Below are 17318 nucleotides of genomic sequence, written 5' to 3'. Positions count from 1 at the left end.
GTACTCCTACGTGGTACCAAGCGTGAAGACGTACAACGTGGCCAAGTACTTGCTAAGCCAGGTTCAATCACCCCGCATACCAAATTTGACGCCGAAGTATACGTACTGTCAAAAGAAGAAGGTGGTCGTCACACGCCATTCCTAAACGGCTATCGTCCACAGTTCTACTTCCGTACCACTGACGTCACTGGCGCAATCCAGCTACAAGACGGTACAGAAATGGTTATGCCTGGTGACAACGTTGAGATGAGTGTTGAGCTTATCCACCCGATCGCTATGGACAAAGGCCTACGTTTCGCTATTCGCGAAGGTGGCCGTACGGTAGGTGCTGGTGTGGTTGCTAACGTAAGCAACTAATCATCAACGCTTAGCGTTATGCTAAACGGTTAGTCAAAAGCCGCTCTCTTTATTGAGGGTGGCTTTTTTTATGGGCGGTAGGGTAGGGTTTTACCCATAAATTTTAATTTGAAAGAATTATTTAATAAAATCTGCCTTAAAACTTGCATTTAACTATAAATATTGTATAATTGTCAGCCTTAACACCCATAGGCGATTGGCTCAATTGGTAGAGCATCGGTCTCCAAAACCGAGGGTTGTAGGTTCGAGTCCTACATCGCCTGCCATCTTTTTTATCCTATCTTTATCTGACGTTACCATCTCCTAAGCGAGTTCTTTATGAGCAACAATCAGGATAACCTCGATTCTAAGTTATCTGATGCCAAAGCTACGGCTAGCGGAATGTTGACTAAAGGAAAGCACGTTTCAGCAACCAAAAACACCACTGCGGTAGAAGTTGCTAAAACCGGTTCAGCTAAAGATATGGTGCTATGGCTACTGGCTATAGTGGCACTTATAGCAGCGACATTCTCTAATCAATACCTACCAGGTTATTGGCAAGCCGCCAATGATGTTTGGGTGCGTATTGGTATTATTGTGGCGCTCGCTGTTTTTGCTTTAGTTTGTCTAGCGCTAACGAATCAAGGACGCGCCTTTAAGATACTATTGAAGGATGCGGCTGTTGAGCTACGCCGTGTCACTTGGCCCGGTAAAGACGAGACTTTTAAATATACGTGGCAAACCCTTGTCGTGATAGCGATTGTTGGTTTTCTAGTTTGGATGTTAGATAACTTTTTTAACTGGTTCGTCGGTATTTTTATTGGTTAAAAGAGCATATTAGCTCTAATTAAGCCACACTTTTTACTGCCACCTATTACCTAGATCAGGAGCGTCATATGCGTTGGTATATTGTCCAAGCGTTTTCAGGATATGAAAAACAAGTACAACGTTCATTAACTGATCGTATTAACCGTAGTGAATTTGCCGATTCTTTTGGTGATGTATTAGTACCAACCGAAGAAGTAGTCGAGATGAAAGACGGTAAAAAGCGCAAGAGTGAGCGTAAGTTCTTTCCAGGATACGTATTGATCCAAATGGAGATGAACGATAATACTTGGCACATTGTCAAAGACTGCCCGCGTATTATGGGCTTTGTCGGCGGTACACCTGAAACGCCAGCGCCTATCACCCAAGTTGAAGCTGACCGTATCTTGAATCGCTTGAACCAGACAGAAACAGCGCCACGTCCGAAGACTCTATTTGAGCCAGGTGAAGAGCTACTGGTTATCGATGGCCCGTTCACAGACTTCAAAGGCCTAGTCGAAAAAGTGGACTACGAGAAATCTAAGCTACAACTTACTGTAAACGTATTTAATCGACCGACGCAGGTCGAGCTTGAGTTTAGTAAAGTTGAAAAACTAGACTAAACAGACATCAACTGGGGAGCTGTTGTTTGTTAAGCGCTGATCATATGATCATAGTGACTAACAGACTGGCGTTATTACCCAACTAGGAGAAAATCATGGCTAAGAAGATTGATGGTTACATCAAACTACAAGTCCCAGCAGGTAAAGCTAACCCTTCACCACCAATTGGTCCAGCTCTGGGTCAAAAAGGTGTGAACATCATGGCATTCTGTAAAGAATTCAACGCAGCAACCTCTAACCAAGAGCCAGGCTTGCCGATTCCGACAGAAATCACCGTATATAGCGATAAGTCTTTTACCTTTATCATGAAGTCGCCACCAGCGGCGTATTTGCTACGTAAAGCTGCTGGTATCGCTAAAGGTTCTGGTACGCCGAACACTGCTAAAGTTGGTAAAGTGAACCGCGAGCAGTTAGAAGAAATTGTTAAGACCAAAGATGCAGATTTAACAGCTGCAGATCTTGACGCTGCTGTCCGTACCATCGCTGGTACCGCTCGTTCAATGGGTATTACCGTGGAGGGTGTGTAAATGAGTAAGCTAACCAAACGCCAAAAAGAAATCAACAGCCGTATCGATAACGAAAAACAGTACACTATTGAAGAAGCAGTACAAATCTTAAATGATTTACCAGCGCTAAAATTCAAAGAGTCTATCGACATCGCAGTAAACTTGGGCGTTGACCCACGTAAATCTGACCAAGTCGTTCGCGGTGCTACTAATCTGCCTGCAGGTACTGGTAAAACCAAACGCGTTGCTGTATTCGCTCAAGGCGCTGCTGCTGAAGCCGCTAAAGAAGCGGGTGCTGACATCGTTGGTATGGACGATCTAGCAGAACAAATCAAAGCCGGTAACATGGACTTTGACGTGGTTATCGCCGCTCCAGATGCTATGCGCGTTGTCGGTCAGTTAGGTACTATTCTAGGCCCACGTGGTCTAATGCCTAACCCTAAAGTCGGTACGGTCACGCCTAATGTTGCTGAAGCCGTTGCTAATACTAAAGCGGGTCAAGCGCAGTATCGCGTTGATAAAGCGGGTATTATCCATACGACTATCGGTCAAGTTGGTTTCACAGCCGATCAAGTTATCGAAAACGCTCGTGCGTTATTGTCTGATCTTAAGCGTGCTAAGCCTGCTACTTCTAAAGGTATTTTCATTAAGAAAATCACCTTGTCAAGCACTATGGGCCCAGGTCTAACGATTGATCCTGTACCATACCGCATGGCTAAGTAAGATATATATAGCCGCTTGGTGTTTGCACATAAGTGCTAACAAACGCAAATATCAAGTAGCCAAGCATTTAAGTAATAAAGAATTTTAAAAATTAGGTCAGCGTAGTAAACGCTACGCTGTCTAAGACCGTAGGTAGAGAGCGGTTCATAGTGATAACAAGTTTAGATAGTGTTATCTACTATGAGCTGCTTTTGTTAATCGATAACAGATGAAAGTCTTAATTGTCCTACGCAGACGGTGACCCACCCAGTTGTTGATAAGAGCCAATAGGGCAACCTATTACTCGATGTCAGTCTGATAATGGTGCCGTAATTAGTCGTTATTAATGGTCTTTTTTAGTTTATTAATAACGTGTCGTATCAAGTCAGTCTTCGCTTATAATTTAAATTATAGGTCGACTGATAAGATTAAAGGAGTCAACTTATGGCATTAACGCTAGAGCAAAAACAACAAGTTGTAGCTGAAGTGTCTGAAGTTGCTGCTAATGCTTACTCAGCAGTAGCTGCCGAATATCACGGTATTGGCGTTGCAAAGCTTACCGAGCTGCGCGAACAAGCCCGTGAAAAAGGTGTCGTTTTAAAAGTAGTTAAAAATACTCTTGCAAAACGCGCTTTTGAAGGCACTAAGTTTGAGAGCATGTCAGACCGTATGACTGGTCCATTACTTTTGGCTTTCTCTATGGAAGACTTGGGATCTGCCGCTAGAGTCGTTTTCGACTTCAGCAAAGATAACAAAGCTTTAGAGACCAAAATAGTATCAGTCGGTGGTGAGGTTTATGGTCCAGAAGAGCTAGAGCGCGTATCGAAGCTACCAACTCGCGACGAAGCAATCTCTATCTTGATGGCAACTATGAATGCACCAGTGACCAAGCTTGTCCAGACTATGAACGCAGTTCCTGGCAAGTTCGTTCGCACGGTAGCAGCAATAAAAGACGCAAAAGAAGCTGCTTAATAGCTTGTTTTAACGTAAATTTTACAGCCTTGATTGGCTTATTGTCTCAGCTGTTAATACAGTGGACAGTCAATCAATGCGCTATTAAACCAATTATTTTTATCAGATAACGGAGAGTTCTCATGGCACTATCTAAAGAAGATGTGTTAAACGCAATCGCTGAAATGTCAGTAATGGATATCGTTGAGCTAATCAGCGACATGGAAGAGAAATTCGGCGTAACTGCTGCTGTAGCTGCTGCTGCACCTGCTGCTGCTGCTGAAGGCGGCGCTGCTGCTGAAGAAAAAGACGAGTTTGACGTTGTTCTTGCTAGCTTTGGCGAGAAGAAAGTTGCCGTCATTAAGGCAGTACGTGAAGCGACTGGCCTTGGTCTAAAAGAAGCGAAAGACTTGGTTGAAAGTGCTCCAGCACCAATCAAAGAAGGCGCGTCTAAAGACGAAGCTGAAGAGCTGAAGAAGAAGCTTGAAGAAGCTGGTGCTTCTGTTGAACTAAAATAAGCTTAGCTTGATTTAGTTTAATACTGCACACAAAGAGCTAGTAATGCCTTGCATTGCTGGCTCTTTTTTATTATAATTACTAGCTTGACCTTTTGTGTCTGCCTAACGCCCGATCACCAGTGGTGGATACTCATCAAAAGGACACACGATATAAATGCTAGCAAACACAGTAGTTTTGAATAATTTATTATATTAGGCTAAATGTCCTCAGACGTTTGGCGTTTTTCTGTGTCTGTAAGCTTTCTCAATAACTGTTTTTTAGCAAACATCATTTAATTCAATACCTATTACTGTTTATCCGATTTATAGTGTTGCTGATTACAACTTATCGCATTGATAGTGCGACTCAGACAGTTAGTTACTTTTGTTTTTAACGGCTACGTATTTTTGACTATGATGAGTCGTCTATCTTATTTAATAGCTGTAAATGATCCAGAATATTATTACTTAAGCTGTTGTTTATTGATAACTAAGCATTAATTATTGGCTATAAAGGTTGATTACTAAGTATATGTAGCACCATTTAAGTTAATAACTTGTTGATTTGTATAGAAAAAATTTTAAAAGTGTTGGTCTTCAAAATGCATATTATTGCATGGCGATGATAGTTTGAAGTTTTAGCTTTAAGGGGATTTATGATTCGTATATCGCCTTTAAAGTCGTTGTATTATCGTATACGTCGCTAAGTTTGCATGGTATCACCAAGTATTGGTGCACGCTAGCCACGATTTTCATTTGTTTCCACGTTTACTGTAAGGACTCTCGATGGCATATTCTTATACTGAAAAAAAGCGTATTCGCAAAAGTTTTGCTGAATTGCCCACTGTGATGGACATTCCCTATTTATTGTCTATCCAAGTAGATTCCTATGAGCAATTTTTGCAAGAGCATAAAAAGCCTAAAGCTCGTGAGAATACTGGTTTACAAGCCGCTTACTCTTCTATTTTTCCGATTGAGAGCCACTCAGGTAATGCTGAGCTGCAATTTGTCGAATATTATTTAGGAGAGCCGGAGTTTGATGAGCGTGAGTGTATCTTACGTGGTTCAACGTTTGCCGCGCCTATGCGTGTCAAAATTCGCCTGATTATCAAAGATAAAGATCATAAAGATAAAAACAGCAAAGCGGCGATCAAAGATATCCGTGAGCAAAGTGTCTATATGGGTGAGATTCCACTCATGACCGACAACGGTACCTTTATCATTAATGGTACTGAGCGTGTTATCGTATCGCAATTACATCGTTCACCTGGTGTATTCTTTGATCATGACAAAGGTAAATCGCATTCTAGTGGTAAGGTGCTTTATAACGCCCGTATCATTCCTTATCGCGGTTCGTGGTTAGACTTTGAGTTTGATGCCAAAGATTTAGTATTCGCGCGTATTGACCGCCGCCGTAAACTGCTTGCGTCTATCATTTTGCGCGCTCTAGGCCTAACGACAAGTGAGATCTTAGATTTATTCTTTGATAAAGTTGCAGTTTATAAAGGAGATGAGCAGTTCGAGATTGATATCGTTGCTGATCGCTTGCGCGGTGAAATGGCGCAGTTCGATATCGTTGCGCCTAATGGTGACGTTATCGTTGAGCAGGGCAAACGTATCAACGCTCGCCGTATTCGCCAGATCGAAGAGGCGGGTATGACGAAGATTGCCGTGCCTGATGAATACCTCTATGAGCGTATTTTGGCCGAAGATATCATCGTCAATGACGAAGTTGTTGCCTATGCCAATACGCCTATCGATCACGAGTTATTAGTGAAACTAAGCTCATTTGAAGCAAGTGATGCGATTAAAGAGTTCAGCATCCTGTTCACTAATGATATCGATCAGGGTAGCTATATTGCCGATACGCTACGTGCAGATTCTACTAGTAGCCGTGAAGAAGCCTTGATTGAAATCTATAAGGTTATGCGCCCAGGCGAGCCGCCAACGGTTGAAACGGCAGAAAAACTGTTCGAGAGCATGTTTTTTAATGCCGATCGTTATGACTTATCTAACGTTGGCCGTATGAAGTTCAACCGCCGTTTAGGCTTAGACTTCGATAATACTGACGATCCTGATGTACAGCGCGAGCGCAGCGTATTGACCAACGATGACATCGTTAATGTGCTAAAAGAGCTGGTTGAAATTCGTAATGGTCGCGGCGAAGTCGACGATATTGACCATTTAGGTAACCGCCGTATTCGTTCGGTAGGTGAGATGGCAGAAAACCAATTCCGCGTTGGTCTCGTACGTGTTGAGCGTGCAGTTAAAGAGCGTCTATCCTCAGCGGAATCTGATAACTTGTCGCCACAAGATTTGATTAACTCAAAACCAGTTGCCGCAGCGGTCAAAGAGTTCTTTGGTTCTAGCCAGTTGTCACAGTTCATGGATCAAAACAACCCACTATCTGAGGTGACGCATAAGCGCCGTGTCTCAGCTCTTGGGCCAGGTGGTTTGACGCGTGAGCGCGCAGGCTTTGAGGTACGTGACGTACACGATACGCATTACGGCCGTGTCTGCCCAATTGAGACGCCAGAAGGACCAAACATTGGTTTGATTAACTCCTTAGCGACTTTTGCGAAGACCAATAGCTTTGGTTTCTTAGAGACGCCTTATCGCCAAGTGGTCGATGGTAAAGTGACTGACGTTATCGAATACCTATCCGCGATCGAAGAAGTCGGTACGGTCATTGCTCAGGCTGACTCGCCAATGAATGACAAAGGTGAGCTTAGCGAGGAGATGATCAGTGTCCGTAGCTATGGCGAGTTTGTACGTATGCCAGCCGACAAAGTGACGCATATGGATGTGTCGCCAAGTCAGGTAGTGTCAGTAGCGGCTGGTCTTATTCCATTCTTGGAGCATGATGATGCTAACCGTGCCTTAATGGGTTCGAACATGCAACGTCAGGCGGTGCCGACTCTACGCGCTGATAAGCCGTTAGTGGGTACGGGTATGGAGCGTCACGTCGCTCGTGATTCGGGCGTGTGTGTTATCGCTAAGCGTGGCGGTGTTATCGAAGACGTTGATGCTTCGCGTATTGTTGTGCGTGTCAATGAAGATGAGATGACCGCCGGTGAAGCGGGTATTGATATCTATAACTTGATCAAGTACACGCGCTCTAACCAGAACACTTGTATTAACCAGCGTATTATCGTTAATCAGGGCGATGAGATTGCTTTTGGTGATATCTTAGCCGATGGTCCGTCAACGGATTTAGGCGAGCTAGCCTTAGGTCAGAACATCCGTATCGCCTTTATGCCGTGGAATGGTTACAACTTCGAAGATTCGATTTTGTTATCTGAAAAAGTCGTCAAAGAAGATCGTTTCACCACTATCCATATTCAAGAGCTGACTTGTGTGGCTCGTGATACCAAGCTTGGAACTGAAGAGATTACTGCTGATATTCCAAACGTTGGTGAAGCGGCGCTGTCTAGCCTAGATGAAGCAGGTATCGTTTATATCGGTGCTGAAGTGGATGCAGGCGATATTCTAGTCGGTAAAGTCACGCCAAAAGGTGAGACGCAGCTGACGCCAGAAGAAAAACTGCTGCGGGCCATCTTCGGTGAAAAAGCCGCTGACGTAAAAGACACATCACTACGTGTCCCAACATCAAGCAAAGGCACGGTGATTGACGTGCAAGTCTTTACCCGTGACGGCGTCGAAAAAGATGCGCGTGCGCGTGCTATCGAAAAGTCACAGCTCGATAGCTACCGTAAAGATCTAAAAGAAGAGCTACGTATCTTTGAAGAAGCGGCGCGTGGTCGTATCGGTAACTTGCTTGATGGTCAAAAAGTCAGTGGCGGTTCAGGTCTGAAAGCTGGTACGGTGATGAAAGCGGCTGACATGAAAGAAATGAGCCTTGAGACTTTGCTTGATATTCAGCCTGTAGAAGAAGACATCGCCGAGCGTCTAACGCAAATCGCTGAGTACTTAGTCGATAAGCAAAAAGACATCGATAGTAAGTTTGCAGAGAAAAAACGCAAACTAACTGCAGGTGATGATCTGCAGCACGGCGTACAAAAAATCGTCAAGGTTTATCTCGCGGTGAAACGTCGTATTCAGCCTGGTGATAAAATGGCCGGTCGTCATGGTAACAAAGGTGTGGTATCGCGTATTATGCCGGTCGAAGACATGCCTTACGATGAGCACGGTAACACGGTTGATATCGTCTTGAACCCACTAGGTGTACCTTCGCGTATGAACATCGGTCAGGTTTTAGAGACCCACTTAGGCATGGCAGCAAAAGGCTTAGGTGAGAAGATCGATAACATGCTCAAAGCTCAAGCGGCGATGAAAGATCTACGTGATTTCTTAGATCAAATCTACAATAAAGTAGGCGGTGAAAGTGTTGATCTAGACAGCTTAAGCGATGAGGATATCATGGCGCTAGCGGGCAATTTGCGCGGCGGTGTGCCTATGGGTACGGCGGTATTCGATGGTGCGCATGAGTATCAAGTAAAAGACTTGCTTGAGCTTGCAGGACTTGATCGCGATGGTCAGCAGGTATTATATGACGGTCGTACCGGTCAGCAGTTCGACCGTAAAGTCACCGTCGGTTATATGTATATGCTTAAGCTTAACCACTTGGTCGATGACAAAATGCACGCGCGTTCAACCGGCTCTTATTCACTAGTCACTCAGCAACCACTTGGCGGTAAAGCGCAGTTTGGTGGTCAGCGCTTTGGTGAGATGGAAGTGTGGGCATTAGAAGCTTACGGTGCGACTTATACCTTGCAAGAGATGCTAACGGTGAAGTCGGATGATGTCGAAGGCCGTACCCGTATGTACAAAAACATCGTCGATGGTGAGCAGTATATGGATCCAGGTATGCCTGAATCGTTCAACGTACTGACCAAAGAAATCAAATCACTGGGTATCAATATTGAGTTAAAAGAAAACAATTAAGCCTTTATTGACGCTTAAGCGTTAGGCTAGAAGCAGTAAAGTACCATGAGTATAGCTGCTTTTAGTCTTTTATCTCACCCCAATTCATTGCCTTCAGTCCTTTATGCGGTTTGTATCTATAGATACCGCTTAAAGGATTATAAAGATAACGGAGAAGCAACTTGAAAGATTTACTCGATATCATGCAAAGCCCTACCGCGAGCGGTAATCGTGAGTTTGATAGTATTCAAATTACTTTAGCCTCACCTGATGTGATCAAATCTTGGTCACATGGTGAAGTCAAAAAACCAGAAACCATTAACTATCGCACTTTTAAGCCTGAGCGCGATGGTCTGTTTTGTGCCAAAATCTTTGGCCCAGTAAAAGACTTTGAATGTCTTTGTGGTAAATATAAGCGCCGTAAGTTCCAAGGCGTGATCTGTGAAAAATGCGGCGTAGAAGTGACTACGGCCAAAGTTCGCCGTGATCGTATGGGTCATATCGATCTGGCGAGCCCTGTCGCACATATTTGGTTCTTAAAATCATTACCAAGCCGCATCGGTCTTTTATTAGACATGACGCTACGTGACATCGAGCGCGTACTTTATTTCGAGAGCTATATTGTTACTGAGCCGGGGTTAACTGCTCTTGAGAAGTATCAGCTGCTTGATGATGAAGACTATTACCGCGCGCTTGAAGAGTTCGGTGATGAGTTCACCGCCAAGATGGGCGCAGAAGCGGTTCAAGACCTGCTAAAAGACATCGATCTTGATATCGAGATCGATGAGCTACGCGAAGCGATTCCGCAAACCGGCTCTGAGACCAAGCTTAAGAAAATGTCTAAGCGTCTAAAGTTATTAGAAGCTTTCCGTGATTCTAATAATAAGCCTGAGTGGATGGTAATGAATATTTTACCAGTTCTACCACCAGATTTACGTCCGCTAGTACCGCTAGAAGGTGGCCGTTTTGCGACATCCGATCTTAACGATCTGTATCGCCGTGTCATCAACCGTAACAACCGTTTGAAGCGTCTGCTCGAGCTTAGCGCGCCTGATATTATTGTGCGTAATGAAAAGCGTATGCTACAAGAATCAGTTGATGCGTTATTAGATAACGGTCGCCGCGGTCGTGCTATTACCGGTAGTAATAAGCGCCCACTGAAATCTTTGGCTGATATGATCAAAGGCAAGCAAGGTCGTTTCCGTCAAAACTTACTTGGTAAGCGTGTCGATTATTCTGGTCGTTCGGTTATCGTTGTTGGTCCGACGCTGCGTCTGCATCAGTGTGGTCTACCAAAGAAGATGGCATTAGAATTATTTAAGCCATTTACTTATGCCAAGCTGTTATCACACGGCATGGCGACCACGATTAAAGCGGCCAAAAAGATGGTTGAGCGCGAAGAGCCGCAAGTGTGGGATATGCTTGCTATGGTTATTCGTGAGCATCCAGTGCTACTCAACCGTGCGCCAACACTACACCGTTTGGGTCTACAAGCGTTCGAACCCGTACTAATCGAAGGTAAAGCCATTCAGCTGCATCCGCTGGTTTGTACCGCGTTTAACGCTGACTTTGATGGTGACCAAATGGCCGTCCACGTGCCATTAACGCTTGAGGCTCAGCTAGAGTCACGCGCCTTGATGATGTCAACGAATAATATCTTGTCACCTGCGAACGGTGATCCGATTATTGTACCGTCACAAGATGTAGTCTTAGGTCTATACTACATTAGCCGCTCATCGATCAATGCCAAAGGCGAAGGCATGGTGTTTGCTACGGTCAACGAAGCTCTACGTGCTATTGGTTCAAACGATTTGCATGTCAATGCTTTGATCAAAGTACGTGTCACTGAGACGCAGATTGATGAAGAAGGTAACACCACAGAGTCAACGAGTCTTAAAGAGACCGTTGCTGGTCGCCTATTGATTTGGAACATCATGCCAAAAGGTATGGCGTTTGCAGAGTGCAACCAAGAGATGACTAAAAAGAATATCTCAGGTTTGATCAACTCTTGCTATCGTAAAATGGGCGTCAAAGACAGCGTCATGTTCGCTGACCAATTGATGTACCTAGGCTTTGCGCAAGCGACCTTATCTGGCGTGTCTATCGGTCTCGACGACATGGTCATTCCGCCAAGCAAAAAACAAATCATTGAAACGGCAGACGCTGAAGTTCGCGAAATCGAAGATCAGTTTGAGCAAGGGTTTGTCACTGCAGGTGAGCGCTATAACAAAGTGGTCGATATCTGGTCGCGTACTAACGATAAAGTCGCCAAAGCGATGATGGATAACCTAGCGACTGACAAAATTATGAATGCTAAAGGCGAGGAAGAAGAGCAAAAATCCTTTAACTCAATCTTTATCATGTCAGATTCTGGTGCTCGTGGTAGTGCGGCACAGATTCGTCAGCTCGCTGGTATGCGTGGCCTAATGGCAAAACCGGATGGATCTATTATTGAGACGCCGATTAAAGCGAACTTCCGTGAAGGCTTGACAGTATTACAGTACTTCATCTCAACGCATGGTGCACGTAAAGGTCTAGCCGATACCGCCTTGAAGACTGCGAACTCAGGTTATCTGACTCGTCGTCTCGTCGATGTCGCGCAAGATTTAGTCATCACTAGCGATGATTGTGGCACCGAGCAAGGCCTCTTGATGACGCCGCACATCCAAGGTGGCGAGATCATCGAAAAGCTTGGTGATTTGGTCCTTGGCCGAGTGACCGCGCGTGACGTGACGTATAACAATGATGACTCAAAAGTCCTAATTCCTGTAGGTACTTTGATCGATGAGCATTGGGTAAATATCCTAGACGAAAACGCTATTGATGATATCTGGGTACGCTCAGTCATTACTTGTGAAGTTGAACATGGCGTTTGTTCGCAGTGTTATGGTCGAGATTTGGCTCGTGGTCATAAAGTCAATATCGGTGAGTCTGTCGGGGTCATGGCAGCGCAGTCTATCGGTGAGCCAGGTACGCAGCTGACCATGCGTACTTTCCACGTGGGCGGGGCAGCAAGCTCAGCATCAGTAGATAATAGCATCTCAGCACGTAACGCCGGTCAAGTACAATTTGACAATATGAAAACGGTTGAGCATACCGATGGCCATTTAGTTATCGTCTCTCGCTCTGCAGAAATTGCTCTAACTGATGAGCTTGGCCGTGAGCGTGAGCGTTATAAAGTACCTTACGGCTCAAGCGTCCTAGTTAAAGACGGCGATAAAGTAGATGGCGGTCAAACCATTGCTAAATGGGATCCGCATACGCATCCTATTATCACAGAATTCGCGGGTACTGCGCGCTTTAGTGATATCGTTGATGGTAGTACCGCGACGGTTAAGGTCGATGATGCGACTGGTATGAGTTCGTTTGAGATTCTAGCCACGCGTGATCGTTCAAGTAATGCTAAAGACTTACGTCCGGCTATTATCTTGAATACCGACGCGGGTAAAGAAGTGGTTTACTTCTTACCTGCTGAAACTATCATTCGCGTGAGCGATGGTGAAAAAGTAGCGGCAGGTTCGATCTTAGGCCGTGTACCACAAGCGTCTTCTGGTACTAAAGATATTACCGGTGGTCTACCACGCGTAGCGGATTTATTTGAAGCGCGTCGTCCGAAAGATCATGCCATTATGGCTGAAATGACCGGTGTGGTCAGCTTCGGTAAAGAAACCAAAGGTAAGAATCGCTTTATTATCACCAACGAAGATGGCGAGACCCATGAAGAGCTGATCCCGAAATGGCGTCAAATCAACGTCTTTGAAAACGAGACCGTTGCTCGCGGCGAGATCATCGCTGATGGCCCGCAAAACCCGCATGACATTTTACGTCTAAAAGGTCAAACGGCACTTGCAGACTATATCGTTAACGAAGTACAAGACGTTTACCGGTTACAAGGCGTGAAGATCAACGACAAGCACATCGAAGTTATCATTCGTCAAATGCTGCGTAAAGTTGAAATCACAGATGCTGGCGATTCTAGTCACTTCAAAGGTGATCAGGTCGAATACGCTGACATTATCGCCTTGAATGCTAAACTGGAAGCGGAGAATAAATTCCCGGTACAGTATGAGCGTCAATTGTTAGGTATCACCAAAGCCAGCCTCGCGACTGAAAGCTTTATCTCAGCAGCTTCGTTCCAGGAAACCACGCGTGTTCTAACTGCGGCGGCTGTAACGGGTAAAGTAGATGAGCTACGTGGTTTAAAAGAAAACGTAGTAGTAGGTCGTCTGATTCCTGCTGGTACTGGTCTTGCTTACCACAACGCTCGTAAAGACAAAGCGGAACAAAAACTACTAGACAAAGATCTAAATGCCGCTTTTGATATGGGCACTGCTAGCAGTGAGAATAAAGACTTCACAAGCTTTGATGAGGCCTTCGCGCAAGAGTTGAATCAAGATAACTAAAATCTCCATCCTGAGCTAAACCTTAAGGTTTAGCTCAGTCTAATTTAGAAGTAAAAAAGCCAGCCTCGTGCTGGCTTTTTTATGCATAAAATCTAGTCATGTTTAACAAAAAAATAGTACACTTAAAGACATGAGAGTTTTTGAATGATTTATTCATAATAAAAGGACAACCCGCTTATGGCCGGTAAAACTCGCGTAGCCAAGTATCATGCTGATCGTACCAACCAAAAGCTTTATTTTTGCCGTTTGGCTTGTCAAGCAGCGGATAACAGTAGCGATAAACAGCTGTACCAAGCGCACTGTGAAACCGCTATTTTTCATTTATATGGCAGCTTTTTGGCCTTTATGCAGGAGTTAGCGCAGTTCTATAGTTTAGAGATGAATGAGCCAACGTTACGGGCTATCGAACAGGCGCTCAGCGCACGCACGCAAGTCTCACCTGAGGTTATGCGCTTGCAGCAACTGTTAGAGCAAGGGTTTTTAGCCAATATAGAGCGGGCTTATCAGCGTTGTCTCTACGCAGTATTAGCGGAGCAACAAATGAATGATAACTCTGCTGACAACTCAAAAAAAGCACAAGATTTAATTGTCAATGTGGTGACATTGTCGAACCAATGGCTGCCTGATGAAGCGACTATTCGAGAGTGGCGCAGTCAGCTTCTGACTTTGATTGAACAGCTGCGGGGCGGCATGGTCGAGTTTTAAACAAGTCTTGAGAGTTCTTGCCCATTAAAAAGGCGGTTCACTAAAGTGAACCGCCTTTTTAATGCTTCAATAAATTTTTCTTAACTGGAGCTTTATAACTATATTTATAACTCTAGGGCCTTACTCCGGCATGGCTGGCATACGCTGCGCTGGCGTTACTGTTAATGGGTTTTGTGGCACGCTATCACCATTATTGGCAGCACTGTTGTTGTTACGAGACGATGATGACTGTGGTTCAGGCTCTTCTTCAGGCTCAGGAGGCTTACGCTGCTGAGTCCTAGTTTTAACCGGCTGGTTGGCAGTAGTCTCTGAATTGCTTGAGTCGTTCTCATCGTTAGCATTAGTGCTGACCACGCCATCATCAGTCATCTCGATAATACGCTGGCTTTGCTTCTTAGATTTGGACTTGTTATCGAGTGATACCCATTCAAAAGGAACACCTTCTAATTGCGCTTTCATAAAGTCCATCCACACGGGTAGGGCAGCGACTCCGCCATACTCACGGCGACCGAGGGTGGATGGCTGATCAAAACCCATCCAGACGACAGTAGCATTAGTAGGATGAAAGCCTGCAAACCAAGCGTCTTTGGCTTCGTTAGTCGTACCGGTCTTGCCGCCAATGTCTTCGCGTCCGAGTGCACGAGCACGAACGGCAGTGCCGCGCTGGACCACATCTCGCAAAATGTCGGCCATATCATAAGCTACTCTGGGTTTGAGGATGCGCGGCGCTTGGGTAGCCGTTACATACTGTACTACAGGAGCTTGTAGGCGGTCTGTTAAAGGATTAGCATCATAAATACTGCTATCGTAATTATTAGTATCTTCATTGCTGGTATCAGTAAGCTCATTATTCTGAGCGCCTTGATCACTCCCTACAGCGTCTTCCTCGTTGGCATCTTCTCCGTTTGTGGTCTCGTCAGTTTGCTCGTCATCTGCTTCTTGCTTAGCGAGCGTTTGGGCGTCTTCAATTAGCTTTTGATTACGATCTTCAAGCTGCTCGTTGAAACAAAGCGCACAAGCTTGCTGCGGATTGGCTTGGAACAACAGCTCATTATCATAGTTATAAATCTGCTCGATAAAGTAAGGCTGCACACGATGACCACCATTAGCAAAGGTCGCGTAAGCGGTTGCCATTTGTAAGGGTGTAGCTTGACCAGTGCCTAGCGCTAATGACAGCGTAGTTGGTAGTTTTTCTTTGTCGAGACCGAACTGATCTAATAAGTCACGAGTATCTGAGGTACCTACTGCTTGTAGTAAGCGAATAGACACTAAGTTACGAGACAAATAAAGCCCGCGGCGTAAGGTGATATCCCCTAAAAAGCGGCTGTCGGAGTTTTTCGGTTGCCAATCGCCGACTTGAATAGGACGATCAGAGACAATACTATCCGGGCGATAGCCTTTCTCTAAGGCGGAGGTGTAAATCAGCGGCTTAATCGTTGAGCCCGGCTGACGCCACCCTTGAAGGGCGCGATTGAATTTACTGTACTTAAAGTCAAAACCACCGACTAAAGCATTTAGCGCGCCCGTTTCTGGATCTAGCGACACTAAGCTCCCTTGAACTTTTGGAATTTGTGCCAATTGCCAATTGTCATTGTCGGTTTTTATTAGGCGAACGATGTCTTTTTCGCTGACAACTTGTGAGGCGTTACTTGGCAAATTACCGAAGCGATCAGCTGAGATGTATTTTTTTGCCCAGCGCATGCCAGACCAGTTTACGGTGACCGTATCGCCTGATTGCATAAGCGCTTCAAAGCTGCGTGAATTGACAGTCGTGACTTTCGCTGGATACATACTGCCATAACGGCTGAAGTTTTCAAGCGGCTCGTCGTTCGCCTCAGCGCCGCGCCAGCCGTGACGATGGTCATAAGCTATAAGACCTTTGAGGACGGCCGCTTCCGCATCTTGCTGCGCTTGACTATCGACCGTCAAGCGCACCCGCCAACCGCCATTGACCACTTGGTCTCCATAACGATTAACCAAAGCATAGCGCGCCATCTCTGCCAAATAAGGCATATTAACGTCGAGTTTTTCTTGATATAAATTCAAGCCGATCGGCGAGTTAATAGCTTCATCATATTGCGCTTGATCGATATAGCCAAGCTCATGCATGCGCTTAATAATCCAATTGCGGCGGATAAGAGCGCGCTCAGGATTGGCGACTGGGTTATATTTGGAAGGGGCTTTTGGGAGGCCGGCTAGCATCGCCATTTCTGCGACAGTTAAGCTCTCAAGTGACTTACTGTAATACTTTTTGGCAGCGGCACGGATACCATAAGCGCCTTCACCCAAATAAATTTTATTAACATATAGAGTGAGAATTTCATTTTTGCTAAGCTCATCTTCCATCTTTCTGGCGACAAATAGCTCAGTCAATTTGCGATTCAAGGTGCGCTCAGGGGTCAAAAAATAATTCTTCGCCACCTGCATAGTAATCGTCGAGCCACCTGTCTGTCCCTCATCGTCAGTGACCACTTCAGTGACTGCTCGCCCTAAACCTTTAATACTAATACCACTATGCTGAAAAAATGAGGCGTCTTCAGCCGCCAAAAAGGCATTAGTCAGTCCTTCAGGAATCTCGTCAAAAGTCACTGGCAAAGATAAGCGATTGCCATACTGACCGATGAGTTTGTCATCACGACTATAGATCTGTAAGGGCATCTCCAGATTTGCTTTTTTGATCTCTTGAATGCTAGGTAGGGTAGGTGATAAGTACATTGCCATGCCATAGAACCCAATAGGAACAGCGAGCGCTAAGATAATGACTAGTGCTAAAAAGGCAATAAAAAGCCCCACCAAGTAATGAATAAGACGGACGGTGGCATTTTTTTTGGGCATAATAAGCTTATCAATTAAGAGGGTTGACGATAGTCATTATACCTTGAACCCAAAGCTAGATTCGCATGAAAT

The 17318-nt window shown here is 45.1% G+C and carries 11 protein-coding genes and 1 tRNA gene; 11 read left to right on the top strand and 1 reads right to left on the bottom strand.

Annotated features, from left to right (window positions below; genetic code table 11):
* The 11 genes from ACTXGJ_RS04475 to ACTXGJ_RS04425 all read left to right on the top strand — a co-directional run.
* The coding region (locus ACTXGJ_RS04475; protein WP_459112900.1) for an EF-Tu C-terminal domain-related protein at nt 1-357 on the top strand (357 nt) is incomplete at its 5' end.
* Nucleotides 358-547: 190 nt separating this feature from the next.
* Nucleotides 548-623 (top strand) — tRNA-Trp (locus ACTXGJ_RS04470).
* 52 nt (nt 624-675) lie between these two features.
* Nucleotides 676-1164, top strand: coding sequence for a preprotein translocase subunit SecE (gene secE / locus ACTXGJ_RS04465; RefSeq protein ID WP_439241925.1), 489 nt, complete (start codon nt 676-678; stop codon nt 1162-1164).
* A 68-nt stretch (nt 1165-1232) separates the two neighbouring features.
* A complete protein-coding gene (gene nusG / locus ACTXGJ_RS04460) occupies nt 1233-1763 on the top strand; it encodes a transcription termination/antitermination protein NusG (protein ID WP_439241923.1) in 531 nt (176 codons plus the stop codon).
* 95 nt (nt 1764-1858) lie between these two features.
* On the top strand, nt 1859-2290 hold the full coding sequence (rplK, locus tag ACTXGJ_RS04455; protein ID WP_439241921.1) for a 50S ribosomal protein L11: 432 nt from the start codon (nt 1859-1861) through the stop codon (nt 2288-2290).
* A complete protein-coding gene (gene rplA, locus ACTXGJ_RS04450; RefSeq protein WP_439241919.1) occupies nt 2291-2992 on the top strand; it encodes a 50S ribosomal protein L1 in 702 nt (233 codons plus the stop codon).
* A gap of 423 nt (nt 2993-3415) precedes the next feature.
* Complete coding sequence (gene rplJ, locus ACTXGJ_RS04445) at nt 3416-3943, top strand: 50S ribosomal protein L10 (protein ID WP_439241917.1); 528 nt, start codon at nt 3416-3418, stop codon at nt 3941-3943.
* 122 nt (nt 3944-4065) lie between these two features.
* Nucleotides 4066-4440 (top strand): 50S ribosomal protein L7/L12, encoded by a 375-nt coding sequence (rplL, locus tag ACTXGJ_RS04440; protein WP_298971330.1) that lies wholly within the window; start codon nt 4066-4068, stop codon nt 4438-4440.
* Between the two features lie 765 nt (nt 4441-5205).
* On the top strand, nt 5206-9324 hold the full coding sequence (gene rpoB / locus ACTXGJ_RS04435; RefSeq protein WP_439241915.1) for a DNA-directed RNA polymerase subunit beta: 4119 nt from the start codon (nt 5206-5208) through the stop codon (nt 9322-9324).
* Between the two features lie 161 nt (nt 9325-9485).
* On the top strand, nt 9486-13706 hold the full coding sequence (rpoC, locus tag ACTXGJ_RS04430) for a DNA-directed RNA polymerase subunit beta' (protein ID WP_443565236.1): 4221 nt from the start codon (nt 9486-9488) through the stop codon (nt 13704-13706).
* 177 nt (nt 13707-13883) lie between these two features.
* On the top strand, nt 13884-14411 hold the full coding sequence (locus ACTXGJ_RS04425) for a DUF6586 family protein (protein ID WP_439241911.1): 528 nt from the start codon (nt 13884-13886) through the stop codon (nt 14409-14411).
* Nucleotides 14412-14531: 120 nt separating this feature from the next.
* Here ACTXGJ_RS04425 and ACTXGJ_RS04420 read toward each other — a convergent pair whose 3' ends face one another.
* Nucleotides 14532-17246: a penicillin-binding protein 1A gene (locus ACTXGJ_RS04420; RefSeq protein WP_443565235.1), complete on the bottom strand. Its 2715-nt coding sequence runs from the start codon at nt 17244-17246 to the stop codon at nt 14532-14534.
* Between the last annotated feature and the right edge of the window lie 72 nt (nt 17247-17318).

This window comes from Psychrobacter sp. 1Y11, from assembly GCF_052259045.1.
Classification (GTDB): Bacteria; Pseudomonadota; Gammaproteobacteria; order Pseudomonadales; family Moraxellaceae; genus Psychrobacter.
This window is presented reverse-complemented; position numbering and strand designations above follow the sequence as displayed.

Coding starts and splice junctions, on each gene's coding strand:
- secE (WP_439241925.1), top strand. CDS start 676: ATGAGCAACAATCAGGATAACCTCGATTCTAAGTTATCTGATGCCAAA.
- nusG (WP_439241923.1), top strand. CDS start 1,233: ATGCGTTGGTATATTGTCCAAGCGTTTTCAGGATATGAAAAACAAGTA.
- rplK (WP_439241921.1), top strand. CDS start 1,859: ATGGCTAAGAAGATTGATGGTTACATCAAACTACAAGTCCCAGCAGGT.
- rplA (WP_439241919.1), top strand. CDS start 2,291: ATGAGTAAGCTAACCAAACGCCAAAAAGAAATCAACAGCCGTATCGAT.
- rplJ (WP_439241917.1), top strand. CDS start 3,416: ATGGCATTAACGCTAGAGCAAAAACAACAAGTTGTAGCTGAAGTGTCT.
- rplL (WP_298971330.1), top strand. CDS start 4,066: ATGGCACTATCTAAAGAAGATGTGTTAAACGCAATCGCTGAAATGTCA.
- rpoB (WP_439241915.1), top strand. CDS start 5,206: ATGGCATATTCTTATACTGAAAAAAAGCGTATTCGCAAAAGTTTTGCT.
- ACTXGJ_RS04425 (WP_439241911.1), top strand. CDS start 13,884: ATGGCCGGTAAAACTCGCGTAGCCAAGTATCATGCTGATCGTACCAAC.
- ACTXGJ_RS04420 (WP_443565235.1), bottom strand. CDS start 17,246: ATGCCCAAAAAAAATGCCACCGTCCGTCTTATTCATTACTTGGTGGGG.